Below are 16,338 nucleotides of genomic sequence, written 5' to 3'. Positions count from 1 at the left end.
TGTTGATATAATTTACAACTCTGCCCTGATTCGGCTCAACTGTGTAGGAGTAACCCCCAGATAGGAAGCCATATGGTGTTGCTTTAGTCTTGCAAATAAGGCGGCATTATTTTCCCTGAAATCCAGGTACCGTTGTTTGGCAGTTTGGTATTTAAGACTGATCTCCCCAATTTCTTTCTCGATGATCCAATGCCGCTCCATATAATGGATGTAAAATTCCGCAATATCTGGGTATTTCAGCGTCAGCTCCCGGAATCCTTCAAAGCCATAGCTGATGATCTCTGTTTCTTCCAGTGCCTGTATGGTAAACAAACTGGGTTGCTGCAACAGCATCGCACTGGTGGAGGCCACCAATGTCTGCTCAGGAAAGAACTTCTTGATTACCGTGGCGCCGTCTTTGTCGGTGTAGTAATAAGAGAAAAGTCCTTTCTTCACAAAAGCGATCCTTTTAGGAATACTCCCTTCCATCAGAAGGTATCCCCCTTTCTTAAAGGTTTTTTCCTGTAACAGCTGTTGCCAGGCATTTTGTGCGGCCTCAGAAATCGCATTATAGCGGTTGATGTATTGCCAGAATGCTTCCATTTCTTATGCTTCGTTCATGAGTCGTTGAAAGCAGTCTATATATTGGCCTACATGAAAACCGTCCATCAATGCATGGTGTACATGGATCGATACCGGCATGCTTTTCTTTCCATCCAGTTCTGTCATTTTTCCAAACGATATTTTCGGACTGCTGTCGGGAAATGAAAAACTTCTTGCATGCGACATGGAGCTGAAATTGATCCATGGCAATGCAGAATAATGGATCACGCATTCTCCCAATGCTGGCGGAAAAAGTGAGCTGCTGTTTCGCACTGCTGCGATTTCCTGATCTGCCCCTGCTTTAAATGTCTGGAAGTCTTCCCGGAACTCTATATAAGAAAAACCAAAAGTTCCATCCGGACGGTCTACCGTAGACGATACATTCACCTCGTCGTAAATCCAAACCTGATCTTCTACAATCCGGTACCGGAAAGCAGGGATCTGGTTTGCTGCAGTCAGGGATTTATGTAAGTAATACAGGAAAAATGGATTCCCTTTTGCCTTTGCTGCGGCATAAGCCAGGGTACAATCTATAGTTACGGTGACACCAAAAAAAGGTTCGTCAAATTGTTTAAAGAAATGAAAATGTTCTTTTCTTGCCCAGCCGTTTAAATCTAAAATCTGTTTCATTATAGTAATTGTGGTAAGATCTCTGCCAATGCTTTGACCTGATAAAAATTGTCATGTTCCAGGGTATGGTCAATCTGCTCATGTGCCCAGGTGGTATGGTACGGAATATGTACGGCATGTCCTCCAATTTCAAGAACAGGCATTACATCTGATTTTAAGGAGTTGCCCAGCATCAGAAAGTGTTCCGGTTTACAGTCCAGGTGTTTCAGCAGTTTCTCATAGTCTTTTTCTTTTTTATCACTCATGATTTCAATGTGATGGAAATAGGAGGATAATCCCGACTTTGCCAGCTTCCGTTCCTGATCCAGGAGATCGCCTTTTGTTGCCACCACCAGCCGGTATTTTCCTTTTAAGGCTTCTAAAATTTCCTTTACATCGTCAAGGAGCTCAATCGGCTTATGGAGTAATTCTTGTCCGTATTGTATGGTTTTATGTAAGATCTCCGGGTTTGCAGTATTGTTCGTGACCCGCAGCACGGTTTCTATCATGCAAAGCATAAAGCTTTTTACACCATATCCGTACAGGGAAAGGTTTTGCATTTCCGTTTTGAACAGCTCCTGAGAAACGCTGTGATGTGGGAGGTAATCCTCCAGTAAAGCGCAGAATTTCTGCTCTGTTTCTAAAAAATAAGGCTCGTTCACCCAAAGTGTGTCGTCCGCGTCAAAAGCGATTACTTTTATATTTTTCATGGTCAAATGTTAACAAAGCAAAGATCGTTTTTTTTCTGCCATTCGATTTGTCATATTAGATTGACCTTTCAGTTTGTTTATTGTAAAATTATTTTCTGAGACGATTAAAACCGGAAGTCAGGAGAAACTATTGGTTAAATTTACGGATAACCAATACACAATTCTTATGGTAACTATAATTGTCGCAACAGATTTTTCCGAAGTAGCCGAAAATGCAGTAGAATATGCTGCAGCAGCTGCAAAACATGGTAATGCAAGACTGGTTTTATTCAATTCTTATGTCCTTCCCGTTCATGCCGCCAACACTATTTTACCTGCTTCCAGTATTCAGAAGCTGATGGATGAAAATGAAAACCGATTGCAGGAAAGGGCACTTTACCTTTCCAAAACCTATGGCATCAAAGTCGGTTTCGAAGCCCGTTTTTCATTTGTAGAAGATGAATTGAGCGACCTGATCGACAGGCATAAGGCTGATTTGCTGGTATTGGGGATGAAAGCCAGAACACTGGAACAGGACCTGATGGGAAATACCACTACCGCCGCGATTAAAAAGTTGAAATTCCCTGTCCTGGCAGTGCCGGCAGGAGCTAAGTTCGGGGAGATTAAAAAGATCCTTTTTGCATGTGATGTATTGAGAGGGGTTCCTAAAAAGATCCTGAAACGAATTAAAGAATTGGCTACGAGTTTGAATGCTGAAGTAGAGGTCTTTCATGTAAACAATGCGATCGAAGAGATGAAAGCGGATCATCCTGCATTGTCTTCAAAAGACGGGATTGGCAGTGGCCTCTCCGGTGTAAGCTATTATTATAAAAATGTAAAGTCTAATGAGGTGATCAAAGAGATTGAAAAGGAAATCAAAGAATTCAAAGCAGATCTTTTGATCATGATTCCTAATAAATACGGTTTCTGGGCCTCATTGGTGCACCGCAGCAAAACAAGGGTCATGGCCTCAGGACTGGACATCCCTTTGTTCTCCATTCCGATTTAACCGGGAGAACCTTGTTCGGGTAGTGTTGTGGTGACGTGGCGAATCGGCCAAGGCTACCACAACGCAGCCATGGACATATCCTAAAATAACCCATTCCGAATATCCTGTTTTGCAAATATTTTGCAAACTATTTATGCAATTTTTACGCATATTAGCTTAACAGTTATATATTTGATAAATTAGCCTATCCAACCAAATATCACAGGTTATTGCCTATGAATTCTACTCCTGATATCACCTGTTTTGGTGAACTGTTGTTACGATTTAATACACAGTTGGGCCTGCGCTTTGTGCAGTCCAATGCTTTTAATGTTCATGTCGCAGGTGCAGAAGCAAATGTGGCGGTACTTTTGTCCAGACTGGGCCTGAACAGTAAAATGGTAAGCAGGGTGCCCGACAATGATCTGGCTGATATGGCCATTGCAGAGCTCCGGAAATATGGAGTAGATACCACAGGAATTCTTAAAGGAGGAGAGCGGCTGGGTACATATTACGTGGAAAACGGAAACCATATCCGCCCAACACAAGTGATCTATGACCGTTCAGGCTCTTCCTTTTCAGAACTTCAGCCGGGAATGGCCGACTGGCAGCAGTTATTGAAATCATCTGCCTTGTTCCATTGGTCAGGCGTTGCAGCGGCCCTTTCAGCGGGTGCGGCAGAAGTGTGCAAAGAGGCGATAGAAATTGCCCACCAGAAAGGAATCATGATATCGGCAGATTTTAACTACCGTAAGAAACTCTGGAAGTACGGAAAGGAGCCACAGGAGATCATGCCCGGCTTATTGCGCTATTGCCAGGTGGCTGTCGCCGATCTGGACAGTGCGGCCATTTATTTCGGCATAAAAACCAAAGAAGGAATGTCATTAAGAGACCGGTTTGAATACTGTTTCTCTTTTCTGAAAACGAAAATGCCCCTTCTTAAAACCTTTGCCATGAGCTTCAGACTGGTCGAAGGTCTTCATCATGAATATTTTGCCGGATTGGCCCATGAAGGACAGTTTTATTATTCCACAGTACATACCCTTCCAATGGTTACAGACCAGATCGGAACAGGAGATGCTTTTACTGCTGGATTGTTATATGGAATCTCTTCCGGCTTTGATCCTCAAAAGATGGTCAACTGGGCTGCAGCCTGTGGCGTGCTGAAACAAAGTATTCATGGCGACTGGGCCTTAACGGATAAAGACGAAATCGAAGCTTTCATGCAAAGCGGCATCTCGAGTAAAATAAACAGATAACAACAGGAAAAATCTCAATCACCTCCTAATTATATAGTATGGAAAACTGGCAGGAAATTTCAAACCTGAATGCGTATGATACCCCTTTATTTGTGGTCTATGAATCGCGTATTAAATCTAATATAGAAATCGCGCTGGCCATGCTTTCCGGAAATTCAGACCGGTTCAGGCCTCATATTAAAACGCATAAGATCGGGGAGATCATCCGGCTTTTTTCCGGATATGGCATCTATAAAATTAAATGTGCGACGATTGCAGAAGCTGAACTTGCGGCCGCAAATGGAATGAGCGATGTATTGATTGCCTATCAGCCGGTAGGCTTTAAAATCAACAGGCTGATCGAATTGATCATTGCTTTTCCGAAATGTTCATTTTCCTGTTTGGTTGATAATCTGGATACGGCGCATCAGATTGCAGCGCTGGCGCTGACTCATCAGCTGGAGATTGCCATATACGTAGATTTGAATACGGGGATGAACAGAACAGGTTTTCCGGTAACAGGGGAGATCATTAACTTCTGTCTGGCATTGAGCCGGATCAAAGGGTTGAAACTACAGGGCTTACATGCCTATGATGGCCATCTTCATGATTTAGATCCCGCTGTCCGTGCGGAAAAAGCAAAACCAGCATTGGAAACGATATTTGCAGTTGCGGATGAACTGGCCAACCTCGGCCTTCCTGATCTGAAGATTGTTGCAGGAGGGTCCAACACCTTTACTTATTACGCTGGTCAGGATCGCGTGGAATGCAGCCCGGGAACTTTCGTTTTCTGGGACGACAATTACACGAGGCATTTGCCTGAATTGCAATTTCAGCCTGCCGCATTGCTGATTTGTACGGTGATTTCAAAGCCTGCTGATGACCTGATCTGCGTAGACCTGGGCTATAAATCGGTTTCTTCGGAAAATCCCCTGGAGAAACGGGTGCGCTTTCCATGGAATGCAGATCTGATCCCTTATGGTCATTCTGAAGAACACCTGACCTTAAAGCATACCGGGGCTGTAACCTATCAGATCGGCGACCGCATTTATGGAATGCCTTACCATGTTTGTCCAACCTGTGCACTTTATGAAGAAGCTCAGGTGGTCAGAGAAAAACAGATCGAAACCAGCTGGAAGATTAAAGCCAGAGACAAAAAGATCTCTATCTAAAGGAAAGTCAGGTTTGGGTTGGCTGTTTTATAGGGGCTTAGTAATGCTGCATCCGGCGAAAGCTCTGTGACAATATAATCCACTTCAGATAAGTTGGCAATCTTGATTTTCATCGTTGAGTTTAATTTCTCGGAGATGGAAACAATGGCCACTTTTTCTGAAGAGGCCAGCATTGCTTTCTTTACCTGAACCGTATCCCAGTCGGAATCAGAAAAACCTCCTTCAATATCCAGCGCATTGGTGCCAAGAATGCAAAGGTCAGTTTTAAGGTGAGAGAGCTGGTTGAATACATCGCCGCTAAAACTCATCTGGCTGTAAGTGGAAATCTGCCCGCCGAGCATGATCGTTCTGATATTAGGCTTATCCAATAACTCCACGGCCGATAAAACACTGGCGGTCACAATGGTGATTCTTAGGTTTCCCGGAATCAGTTTGATGAACTCCCTGATCGTTGTTCCCCCGCCCAGCAGCAATAGCATGTCCTTCCTCAATAGGGGCAGCAACTTCTGAGCGATGGTAATCTTATCATCCTGTGAGTAGGCTTTTTGTTCGGAAGTGTGATGGTAAGCACTCGCCATCGCACCTCCTTTTACCTTGATCACCAGGTTTTCTTTTTCCAGCTCATTGATGTCCCTTCTGATGGTGTCTTCAGAAACGTTGACAATCAATGCCAAATGCTCAAATGTAGCACGGGTATGGATGTTAATCTCTTTAACAATGAGCTGCTTACGTTGCGCTTTTGTTAGGGTAGCTGGTTGTTGATCGGTAGTCATTAATTAGTATATAATTACAATAATACGGCTTAATTATAAAACTCTATACAATTTTGTATTTATGGTAACTCCTTAGGAGTCACGTTCCATTCTACCTCGTTTACAATGGATGTAGTTCTTCCTCCGCGGCCCTGACTGTCGAATGTACGGAACCTGATGAGTCCTTTGGTGGTAATCGGTTTGGTATATATCGGGCTCTTTGCGGTTGGTACCGTCTGGTCGGTGGTATATCGGACAGTGATCCCGGGGAACTGATTGTTCAAATGTACCTGTCCGTCTTTTACAAGGGCACCGGCAGGAGGTAACCTGTAATTCAGTTCTCCAAATGCAGCATCTATCCTCGGCAGTTCTTTTTTTCCAAGTCTGTTGGCAAACCTGGCCCAGGCTTTATCATACATTCCTTTTCTTTTGATAGAATCCGGTTCATTGGCCCATTCCGGATCTGTTGCCCATGCCCTTTCTGCAAGGCCCAGCAGTTTAGGCATAATCATGTACTCCAGGTCTTTACCTCCTTTAATCGTTTCGCTCCATAATAATCCCTGCAGACCTACAATATTTGCTTTCCCTTTTGCGGTTAAGCGTTCTTTGGTATCGTAAAAACCAGGTTTTAAAGTATTGCCAAACTTGTCCATATTGGAATTGAGAAAGGAATTGAAAGGAATGAAATTAAAAGCCTTATCGATATCCGCATACTCACCCCAGTAATAGCCTGGTTCATCAAATGATTTCTGATAAGCCATATCGAAGTACAGGTTGCTTACCCCGCCAAGAATCACTTTGTAACCTGTATTGGCCAGCCGGTATGCCAGATCTTCTGCTCCCCAGCCTATAATGTTGTTCCAGACATTCAGGTGGATGTTTTTATCGCCCAGCGCAGGGTTGATCACATAAGATTTTTTTCCATCTGCAACAACCGGCTGCATGCCCACTTCTTCCCATCCCGAAAGGTATAGGTTTCTGCTTTTTAAAATGCGGTCTATATTGCTGTAGAAGTAAGCCCAGAGGCCATTTACATCTTTTAATTCCGGATGATCTTTAACGAATTTCAGACTGTTTGGAGAGCCTTCCCATGCGCCGTCAGGTACTTCATCTCCTCCAAAATGTATGGTTTGTAAAGGTGCGCCTGCGGTTTTATACATGGCGATAATTTCATCGCTGATCTTTTCTATAAAGGTATAGGTAGAAGGAATAGACACATCCATCACATTGTCGTTCCAGTTTTGTACAGAGCGGTAAGTGGAGCGGTCGTTAAGGTCATGTAGAAGGTAACGCTTCGCTTCTTCCGGCTTGCCTTCTTTCATCAGCCTGTTGTAACGCGCATGCATTGAGCGGACAGCTGCCCTGGCATGTCCTGGTGCTTCTATCTCCGGAATCACCCGGATATGACGTGCATTGGCATATTTTAAGATTTCAATGAAATCAGCTTTGCTGTAATGACCTGTTCCATGATGCTCGTTGAGGAAAGGACCGGAACCAAAAGAAGGGGGCAGGTGATGAATAGTGGTGTCAGAAAAGTGCCCTCTTCTGGAACCCACTGCGGTTAATTCCGGTAAATCCTGAATTTCCAATCGCCAGCCTTCATCGTCATTTAAGTGAAAATGCAGTACGTTTAATTTGTACATCCCCATCAGGTCCAGGACTTTCAGGATCTCTTCTTTTGTTTGAAAGTTTCTCGCAACGTCGATCATCAGTCCGCGGAAAGGAAAGCGGGGCTGATCAGTTACTGCAGCGTTCTGTAATTTAATGGCAGCAACTTTCTGACCTTTTTTTTGCAGAGGAAAAGTACTGAGTAGGGATTGAATGCCATAAAAAATACCTGCTTTTTCCGATGCCGAAATCCGGATCTGTTTGCTGTTGATTTCCAGTTGATAAGCTTCTGCTCCCAAAGATTTATCCAGTGTTAGCTGAATGGTCTTCCCGGTCTGAGCTCCTTTTCCCGCACTTAAAACGCGGTTTAACCTTTCCTGAAGGAAAGTGCTTTCTGAAGTAAAAGCCGGATCAGCACTCAACTTTACCCCTTGGTCCAGGATAAATTCTCCCGCTTTTTCTTCGTATTTCGCCGGACTGGGAAAGACCTTTTGCAACTCTTTCTCAGGAATATCTATGCTGTTTTTATTCTGTTCATAAATGATTTGAGGGGTGATGGCAGGTACGCGATCCTGCTTGTTCCTTGCAAATTGTGCGGCACGTGTGGAAGGAATTGCCTTTACATTCTTAATGGGGATGGCCTGTTTCGGTGCGTCATCATAGATCAGGTAAAACCCTTCCGGCGCATCCGTAGCATTCACTGCCCAGTCTTTGGAGGCAAATTCCGTCGTAGCGGATGTCCCATTTTGAATGGGCTTAAACTGATCGGTCGGACGGATATAGTATAAATCTCCGTTGACGTGTACAATTTCCAGATTTCCCGTCGTCGTTCCCGGAACAATCCTTCTGGCAAAGTTGAAATACAGCTTCCAGTTTTTGTTGGCCAGGGCCAAAGGGTCATTGTTTTGAACATTCAGACTGGAAAGAAATTGCCCGCCACCAGCATGGCTATTTTCTATTATTTGCCAATTAATTGCAATGTTTTTTGCATTTACAGCGTCTTTTTTTACTTGTGCAGTAGAAATTAGTCCCAATAAGAGCATTGGTAATTGAAAGAGTAATTGTCTCATGTTTACATATTAAAGTAGCCTAAGGTAGTTTTATTATAATTAATTTGCAATAGGAAATAACTTGTTGTTAATAATTTTAGTCATGCAATGAAAATTAATATTTTAATCCTTATGTTTGAAATATGCAATTTATTGCAAAAAATATGCAAACAAACCTAAGCTGTATGATCTTCCGGAATGCCATGAATAAAACCCTCCGATTGTTTTTACTGATGACCTTACTGTTTATAAGCCCTGTTTTGCGTGCGCAGCAGACTTCATTCTCTGTAATCCCCGAACCGGTTTACCTCAAAAAGGGCAATGGCAGTGTCAATATCTATGCTGTTACAACGATCGCTTATCCCGGTGAACTGAAGGCCAGCGGAGAATTGCTGAATGAAGCAATCCGTCCCTTTACCGGGGGACTGCTGGCTGTAAATACCAGTATCAGACCCGGGACAAACCAGATCAGATTAGAACTGGATTCTGCGTCGGTTAAAGAAAAGGAAGGTTATCATTTGTTGGTCAAAGATGATCAGATTCTGATCAAAGGGCACGACCAGGCCGGCGTATTTTATGGCATCCAGTCTTTAATGCAACTCTGGTCGCCGGCCGCAAAAAACGTATTGCGTCTGGAAAAAGGCGAAATCAGGGATTATCCACGCTTTAATTACCGGGGAATGCACCTGGATGTGGGCAGGCACATGTATTCCGTTGCTTTTCTCAAAAAGTTTATCGACTTGCTGTCGGTCTACAAGTTCAATATTTTTCACTGGCACCTCACCGAAGACCAGGGCTGGCGGATAGAAATTAAAAGATACCCTAAGCTCCAGTCGGTATCTGCGTGGAGGAATGGCACGATCATCGGTCATAAAAAAGAAGCACCGCATACTTTTGACGGCCAAAAATATGGGGGTTATTATACACAGGACCAGATCCGTGAAGTAGTGCGTTATGCGGCTTCAAAATATGTCAACATACTTCCGGAAATTGAAATGCCCGGACATGCTTTAGCGGCGCTTACGGCCTATCCTCAGCTGGGTTGTACAGGAGGTCCTTATCAGACTGCGCAGTTTTGGGGGGTCTTTGACGATGTCTTCTGTGCAGGTAATGAAGAAGTTTATCAGTTTATGGAAGATGTGCTGGATGAAGTGGTCGGTTTGTTTCCTTATGCTTATGTCCATATTGGCGGAGATGAATGTCCGAAGCTGAAATGGAAACACTGCGCCAAATGCCAAAAAAAGATCAAAGAAAACGGACTTAAAGATGAGCATGAACTGCAGGGCTATTTCATGAAAAGAATGGAAAAATACCTGAACAGTAAGAACAGAAAGGCTGTTGGCTGGGATGAAGTACTGGAAGGCGGGGTTTCTAAAAATACCACGATCATGAACTGGAGAGGGGAGCAGAGTGGAATTGCTGCTGCTAAGGAAAAGTATGAGGTGATCATGACCCCGGAGAACATGCTGTATTTCGACTATTACCAGTCGCTGGATAAAAATGAGCCTGTTGCTGCGGGAAATTATACTCCCTTATCGAAGGTCTATGGCTATGAACCTATACCGGATTCTCTAAGTCCTGAGCAGGCTGCTTACATCAAAGGCGTTCAGGGGGGCATCTGGACGGAATACATGAAGGATGAAAAACACCTGGAGTATATGGTGTTTCCGCGTGCACTGGCCTTATCGGAAATCGCCTGGTCCGGCAAAAAAGAAAAGAATTATCCCTGGTTTCTGGAGAAACTCAGACACCATAGGAATTTCCTGAACCGGATGAAGGTCAACTATTATCCTTATTTTGATGAAATTACCTCGGAAATAAAACCTGGAACCAATGGGAATCCCCTTTTGACCTTAAAAACAACATTGCCAAAAGCGCAAATCAGATATACCCTGGATGGCTCAGTTCCGAACCTGAAAAGTAAACTGTATCAGGGGCCTGTTTTATTGAACCGTTCAATGGTTTTGAACGCAGGGCTCTTTGTTGGAAATAAACGCTCAGGGAGGATTTTTAATCAGGCTTACCTTCAACACTCCGGAATTCAGAAAAAGATTAGCCTGGCCCATGCCCCTGCGGGTAAATACAATTTTCCAGCTGGCTTACTCCTGAATGGTATTGAAGGACACCACCGTTTTAACGATTCACAATGGCTGGGCTTTAGCGGGAAAGATCTGGAAGCGACGATCGATTTAGGTGCTTTAACCCCTGTTTCCCAAATTGGCATCAATGTATTCCACTATCCCTGGCAAAGAATGTGGGCACCGAAGAAACTGAGTTTCCTGGTGTCTGTTGATGGAAAGGAATTTAAAGAAGTCTATACCGGAGGAAATTTCGATCTTAATGGCATCAATAAAGTACGGGCAAAGTTTCCTTTGGTAAAAGTCCGGTACCTGAAAATAATTGGAGAAAATATCGGCAGAGTACCTGTCGGAGGATATGGAGAAGGAGAAAAGGCCTGGCTGATGGCAGATGAAATCATTATAAACTAAAAATCCATGACTGTACTTATTGTTGTCGGTTGCATCCTGCTGCTTGTTTTGCTGACCACCTGGGGCAAAATCAATGCCTTTATTGCTTTTCTTTTTGTGTCTATTCTTGCAGGTTTATTACTGGGTGTTCCTTTAACGGGGATTACCAAATCTGTGCAAAAGGGGGTAGGGGATATTCTGGGTTCTTTGATTATTGTCATCGTATTTGGGGCCATGCTGGGTAAGCTCGTAGCCGCAAGTGGGGCTGCACAGAAAATCGCTGCGGTAATGATGAAGATCTTTGGGCGTAAATACATTCAATGGGGATTAATGACCACGGGTTTTATCATCGGGATTCCTTTATTCTATAATGTTGGTTTCGTACTCATGGTGCCGCTTATTTTTTCTGTGGTCTACAAATACAAATTACCTGCAGTATACCTCGGACTTCCAATGCTGGCTGCTTTATCGGTTACACATGGTTTCCTGCCGCCACATCCTTCGCCGGCTGCTTTGGTGTTACAGTTCCATGCCAATATGGGCCTCACCATGTTTTACGGCATTATGCTCGCTATTCCGGCAATCATTATCGCAGGTCCTGTTTATTCAAAAACATTAAAAAATATTGTCGCCGTTCCGCTTAAAACTTTTCAGTCTGATGACCTGCCGGAGGAGAAACTCCCGGGTACCTGGAATAGTTTCATTTCTGCGCTCCTGCCGGTGATTGTTATGGCATTGACGACGGTCGCGGTCTTGCTGTTTAAGGACAACCCTGAGGTAACAGGATTTGCCGGTTTCTTAGCTGAACCTTCCATTGTGATGTTTCTTACTTTATGCCTGACCACTTTCACCCTGGGGATAAAAATGGGAAAGAGCATGAAGGAGGTGATGTCCATCTATGGCGATGCCGTCAAAGATATCGCGATGATCCTGCTCATTATTGGCGGATCAGGCGCTTTGAAACAGGTGCTTTCCGATAGTGGGGTGAGTAAAGAAATCGGGGATGTGCTGGCAGGTTTATCTATTGAACCTTTATTCCTGGGCTGGCTGATTGCTGCGGTGATCCGCGTTTGTCTGGGTTCTGCCACTGTTGCAGGTTTAACTGCTGCGGGAATTATTGCACCGCTGATGATCAACTCAAACGTAAATCCGGAGCTGATGGTACTTTCCATCGGTGCGGGAAGTCTGATGTTTTCCCATGTCAACGACCCCGGATTCTGGATGTTCAAGGAGTATTTTAACCTCGGGATTAAAGACACAATCCGGTCCTGGTCTATCATGGAAACGCTGGTAGCCGTGATTGGGTTAATAGGGGTACTGATCCTAAACCAGATCGTGTAAAGAATGTGTTGATCTTTCCGGAGTTTTCCGGCTTATGTTTAACTTGCTGCACTACAGAATTATTTAGAACATATGAACCATACTACCTTTCGTACCACACTTCTGACCCTGTTAATGGTCAGCATATTTGGCTTTTCACAAGCACAGGTACTCCCTTCTGCAGGAGCTACTTTACAGAAAAATACCTGGACAAGCAGCCAGTTGATGAAACCTGAGACCCTGGTTAAAATGATCCGTGGAGGACAGAAAGTTAAGATTTATAATATCGGTGTGGTCCAGAACATTAAAGGGGCGGTAAATATGGGTGCCGCCAGCGAAAAGGAAAACCTGAAGAAATTCGCACAAGTGTTAAAAGGAGTTCCTGTAAATACGGCATTGGTGGTTTATTGTGGCTGTTGCCCGATGGATAAATGTCCGAACATCAGACCTGCATTTCAGCTGCTCAACGACCTGAAGTTTAAGAATGCGAAGTTATTGGAATTACCGGTAAATGTTAAGACGGACTGGATTGATAAGGGCTATCCTTTAGCTGAAAATACAAAGTAAGGACTTTACACAGCCACCAGATAAAGACGAGCACATAAGCCGTTACTAAAAAAGCAATCAGGTGGAAAGGCCAGATGAAATCTGCCGGAATAATAAAAAAGAAGATTTCCAGCAGGAATACCTGGATCAGGTACCTTAAATATTGAAGGAGATTGGTGGTTTTATGGGTTTCCTTATTGCTGAGAAAAAAGCCAAAAACATTACATAATGTATAGCCGAGCGCATTGGCATACCAATATTTAAGCTGAAGCGTTTCCAGGGCGGCAAACATCTGGGACAGACAAAACAGGGCAAGAAATTGTGGGATATAGTGCCAGTAATACGGGCGTTTTGATTTCTTTGTCTGCTCCTGGGCAACCCATTCCTGTGCAACCAGAAGGGCCGTCAAGACTAAAAACAACAAACGGAAGAAAGAAGTACTGGTTAAAAAATTGGTTAAAGTTGCGGCGGAACTGATGATGTCCAGTTGAACAGGAGTTTTAAGTGCCAGTTGAAAAAAGCTTAAACCAATCACAGTACCGTACATCGCCTGTATAAATACAGGCATTTTCTCTTTCCTACTCCTCATGTATGTGTTGCTTTTTATTTCCCCTTTAGCAGGTTACAAAATTACATTAATTGCAAAACACTTCCAAATCAATAAGTTGCGGGGGCTTGATGATTCAATTTAAATAGAATTAATTGTATAAATATTTATGTTATAAACGATAAAAGGAGCTGGTTTAAAAGTTATATACGGCATAGGGATTTTCCTGGTTATTCCGGTCATCTTATTTTTTATATGGCCAGAGGAAATTTTTCCTTTCCAAGGATATATTCAAGTTTTTTTTAGCGGACTATTACTTCTGTTTATAGGAATAATTTTGTTCTTTGGCTATAAAAAGAGCGCCTCCGGGCTCTTGTTTTTTGAAATGGGTTTTTGCCTGCTTTGTGCCATCGCTTACGAACTTTACGGCTATTTAAGCTAATATTGATGGCTGCTGAAATCCTATTTTACCGGTAATAATTTCTGAAAAACAAGGCATAGGATAAAAGGAAGTTTACGGGAATAAGAATCCAGACCCACTGAAACATAATGATCCAGAAGAACAGCATAAAAAGCCCAAAGACCCAGTGCAGGTAGCTGTTCATATGGAGTCCGAGCCAATACAGCAGGCTGCGAAACAATAGCGTAACACTTAGCATTATAAGTAACAGCCCTGATGCGGTTATCGCATCAAAACGAAGGAATAACCAGGTTCCTTCTGGCAATAAAAGCAAAACATACAGCAGAACGAGTTGTACATAAAGCCGGTTTCTGGAATAAGGGAAATTCTTAGAAAAGCTTAAATACTGAGCCTCAAAGCGCTGCCCCTGGTAGATCAGGAGGGTATGGGCAACCGCGACACCCAATATCGCCATACCTGCAATCCTGAGGTCGTTTCTTAGTTCCGCAAAAAGTAAAAATACGCCTGATAAAATCGCCCAGCAGAGTAATTTGGTGATTAAAAAGGCCAGTTTCTTCCGATGTATGATGTCATAAAGAAACAAAAGCGGAAATGGCTTTTTCCAGCTGTTCGTCAGTTTATTTAATACTGTGGATTCCTCGTTCCGCATAATACGGTTCATCAGCTGAAGATAAAGAAATGCACTGAGGCCATTTAAAAACAGCAGGTAAATGACGATCAGCACAGGAATCAGGTAATGTCCATAAAGGACACCTGCAACCACACTGAATAATCCATAAACGATTAGGGGAATGGAAATGAACAATTGTGCGAAAAACCAGCTTTTGAATTGTTTTCTTTTACTGAGGGCAGTACTGCTGTAAAAAAGGAACTGATATTGATCCATGCGCAGTTGTGCGGCTACATATTGCCAGCTTTTTATCGTATAGACCAGCCAGACAATAAAGACGAGGATCATCATAATTGGGGCACTCGCAAAGCTGAGCAGGAAAATAATGTTGAATACCAATGCCTCGTCTGGCCTGATCGTTCCTGCTGTCAGGATAAAGAAACAATAGCTGAAAACTGCAACAAATAAAAACAGCAGCATTCCGGAATGTACACGAAAGAACCCTCTGGAGAGGGTTTTTATCAGCAGTTGCGTTAAGGATGCGGTCATTTGGCAATGGCTTTTAAAGTCCGGTTTTCTACCCGTAATACCTGTGCTTTGGAAAGGCTTTCGTGTTCCAGTGCCTGATGAGAAGCCAATAGAAAACTTGTTCCATTCTTTTGATGTTTTTCTACGATCCAGGAGTAAAGGACCTGGAGGGAATCGCTGTCAATGGTAATCAGGGGTTCGTCCAGCAAGATCAGTTCAGGCTGGCCCATGAAAGCGAGAACGAGCGATAATTTCTTCAGCATTCCGCTGGAATAAGTACTGATGGGTTGCTGTATATAGTGCTGCATTTGCATGCTTTCCAGGTAATGCTGCTCTTGTCCCGGCTGGCCAGCTTTGGCGCTGACAAACATCCGGATCATTTCCTGTCCGGTCAGAAACTCCGGGAAGACTGGCTCGGCCTCCGCAAAATTGACAACTTTCCGATAAGCCACACTTTGCTTTTTCAGGTCTGTCCCCGGAGCAAGGCTGATCTGTCCTTCAAAAGAAAGCAGACCGGCTATGGCTTTTAACAAGGTGCTTTTTCCTGATCCGTTTGCGCCTTTCAGCCAGTAAATCCCGGAATCAATGGTCATTTTATCAATTTCAAGCACAAGGTGCCCCGCGTATAACTTTTTGAATCGTTCAAAATTTAACATAGTAGCCCTGATCTTTTAATGGCATAAAGCTTTTATTTAATTAAGATAGCAGTCGGCTTATATTGTTACAATGAGGAAGTTACGTGCCCGCAGGTTCAATAACGACCTTCAGATCCAAAAATAATCGGGAGGCAGGTGGGAAATTAAGAAAATAAAACGCAACTTTGTTGCGTGGTAAAAGGAAGAAAAGAGCTGTTTTTATTGTTAGCAAAGAGATTGCTCCTCTTTCTGATGGTTGCTGTTTTTTCCGGGATGCCTGTTTTAGAAATGCATCACCATCATAGTGAAGGTCTGGAGCTGAGACCTGATGGCCATGATAAATTGAGCACCAACCACGTCAAATGTAACGTCTGTCAGCTGCTGAACAAACATCAGCCCATCCCCTTAATTCCCATTACTTCAGTTTTCTTAGGAGATCCGGATGCAGCCCGGCTTCGGTTTGAAGCTATTGCTGATGAAGGGCTGTTTAGTTTACCGATAGTTGGCCGGATCAACCGGGGTCCCCCGGCTTTAGCTTAGGTTTTTATCTTTCTATGCGTTGTATCCAACGCATCA

At 43.5% G+C, this 16,338-nt stretch carries 15 protein-coding genes; 7 read left to right on the top strand and 8 right to left on the bottom strand.

What is annotated here, in order from left to right:
- Positions 1–12 precede the first annotated feature (12 nt).
- From DBR43_RS10800 to DBR43_RS10790, 3 genes are read right to left on the bottom strand one after another with little or no spacing between them, the layout of a single operon-like run.
- Positions 13–582 carry a Crp/Fnr family transcriptional regulator gene (locus tag DBR43_RS10800; RefSeq protein WP_124580775.1) on the bottom strand — a complete coding sequence of 190 codons (570 nt, stop codon included), beginning with the start codon at positions 580–582 and terminating at the stop codon, positions 13–15.
- Between the two features lie 3 nt (positions 583–585).
- Positions 586–1,212 (bottom strand): chloramphenicol acetyltransferase, encoded by a 627-nt coding sequence (locus DBR43_RS10795; protein ID WP_124580774.1) that lies wholly within the window; start codon positions 1,210–1,212, stop codon positions 586–588.
- A complete protein-coding gene (locus DBR43_RS10790; protein ID WP_124580772.1) occupies positions 1,212–1,901 on the bottom strand; it encodes an HAD family hydrolase in 690 nt (229 codons plus the stop codon). The genes DBR43_RS10795 and DBR43_RS10790 overlap by 1 nt, the downstream gene beginning before the upstream one ends.
- Positions 1,902–2,067: 166 nt before the next feature.
- Here DBR43_RS10790 and DBR43_RS10785 point away from each other — a divergent pair, with 166 nt between their 5' ends.
- From DBR43_RS10785 to DBR43_RS10775, 3 genes are all read left to right on the top strand, one after another.
- Positions 2,068–2,889 (top strand): universal stress protein, encoded by an 822-nt coding sequence (locus DBR43_RS10785; RefSeq protein WP_124580770.1) that lies wholly within the window; start codon positions 2,068–2,070, stop codon positions 2,887–2,889.
- A 215-nt stretch (positions 2,890–3,104) separates the two neighbouring features.
- The gene (locus tag DBR43_RS10780) at positions 3,105–4,127 is read left to right on the top strand and encodes a sugar kinase (RefSeq protein WP_124580768.1); all 1,023 of its coding nucleotides are present in this window, start codon (positions 3,105–3,107) and stop codon (positions 4,125–4,127) included.
- Positions 4,128–4,165: 38 nt separating this feature from the next.
- Positions 4,166–5,278, top strand: coding sequence for a D-TA family PLP-dependent enzyme (locus DBR43_RS10775; protein ID WP_124580766.1), 1,113 nt, complete (start codon positions 4,166–4,168; stop codon positions 5,276–5,278).
- Here DBR43_RS10775 and DBR43_RS10770 read toward each other — a convergent pair.
- Both DBR43_RS10770 and DBR43_RS10765 read right to left on the bottom strand, forming a co-directional pair.
- Entirely contained in the window at positions 5,275–6,051 is a 777-nt protein-coding gene (locus DBR43_RS10770) for a DeoR/GlpR family DNA-binding transcription regulator (RefSeq protein WP_124580764.1), read from the bottom strand. The two genes, DBR43_RS10775 and DBR43_RS10770, sit on opposite strands and share 4 nt — an antisense overlap.
- Before the next feature lie 59 nt (positions 6,052–6,110).
- Positions 6,111–8,708 carry a family 20 glycosylhydrolase gene (locus DBR43_RS10765; protein WP_124580762.1) on the bottom strand — a complete coding sequence of 866 codons (2,598 nt, stop codon included), beginning with the start codon at positions 8,706–8,708 and terminating at the stop codon, positions 6,111–6,113.
- A 143-nt stretch (positions 8,709–8,851) separates the two neighbouring features.
- Between DBR43_RS10765 and DBR43_RS10760 the strand changes: the two genes are divergently transcribed.
- From DBR43_RS10760 to DBR43_RS10750, 3 genes are all read left to right on the top strand, one after another.
- Positions 8,852–11,176 (top strand): family 20 glycosylhydrolase, encoded by a 2,325-nt coding sequence (locus tag DBR43_RS10760; protein WP_233602938.1) that lies wholly within the window; start codon positions 8,852–8,854, stop codon positions 11,174–11,176.
- 6 nt (positions 11,177–11,182) lie between these two features.
- Complete coding sequence (locus DBR43_RS10755) at positions 11,183–12,496, top strand: gluconate:H+ symporter (protein WP_124580758.1); 1,314 nt, start codon at positions 11,183–11,185, stop codon at positions 12,494–12,496.
- A 72-nt stretch (positions 12,497–12,568) separates the two neighbouring features.
- Positions 12,569–13,042, top strand: coding sequence for a rhodanese-like domain-containing protein (locus tag DBR43_RS10750; protein WP_124580756.1), 474 nt, complete (start codon positions 12,569–12,571; stop codon positions 13,040–13,042).
- On the opposite strand, the gene DBR43_RS10745 is transcribed toward DBR43_RS10750, so the two are convergent.
- From DBR43_RS10745 to DBR43_RS10735, 3 genes are all read right to left on the bottom strand, one after another.
- Entirely contained in the window at positions 12,990–13,610 is a 621-nt protein-coding gene (locus DBR43_RS10745; protein ID WP_124580754.1) for a hypothetical protein, read from the bottom strand. The genes DBR43_RS10750 and DBR43_RS10745 overlap by 53 nt on opposite strands.
- 425 nt (positions 13,611–14,035) lie before the next feature.
- On the bottom strand, positions 14,036–15,148 hold the full coding sequence (locus tag DBR43_RS10740; protein WP_124580752.1) for a hypothetical protein: 1,113 nt from the start codon (positions 15,146–15,148) through the stop codon (positions 14,036–14,038).
- Positions 15,145–15,783 (bottom strand): ATP-binding cassette domain-containing protein, encoded by a 639-nt coding sequence (locus DBR43_RS10735; RefSeq protein ID WP_124580750.1) that lies wholly within the window; start codon positions 15,781–15,783, stop codon positions 15,145–15,147. The genes DBR43_RS10740 and DBR43_RS10735 overlap by 4 nt, the downstream gene beginning before the upstream one ends.
- Before the next feature lie 171 nt (positions 15,784–15,954).
- On the opposite strand from DBR43_RS10735, the gene DBR43_RS10730 reads away from it, so the two are divergent.
- Positions 15,955–16,302 (top strand): hypothetical protein, encoded by a 348-nt coding sequence (locus DBR43_RS10730; RefSeq protein WP_124580748.1) that lies wholly within the window; start codon positions 15,955–15,957, stop codon positions 16,300–16,302.
- Positions 16,303–16,338 lie beyond the last annotated feature (36 nt).

The sequence above is a fragment of the Pedobacter sp. KBW06 genome (genome assembly GCF_003852525.1).
Taxonomy (GTDB): domain Bacteria; phylum Bacteroidota; class Bacteroidia; order Sphingobacteriales; family Sphingobacteriaceae; genus Pedobacter.
Note: the sequence above shows the minus strand (reverse complement) of the source record. Positions and strands in the feature narration are given on the sequence as shown.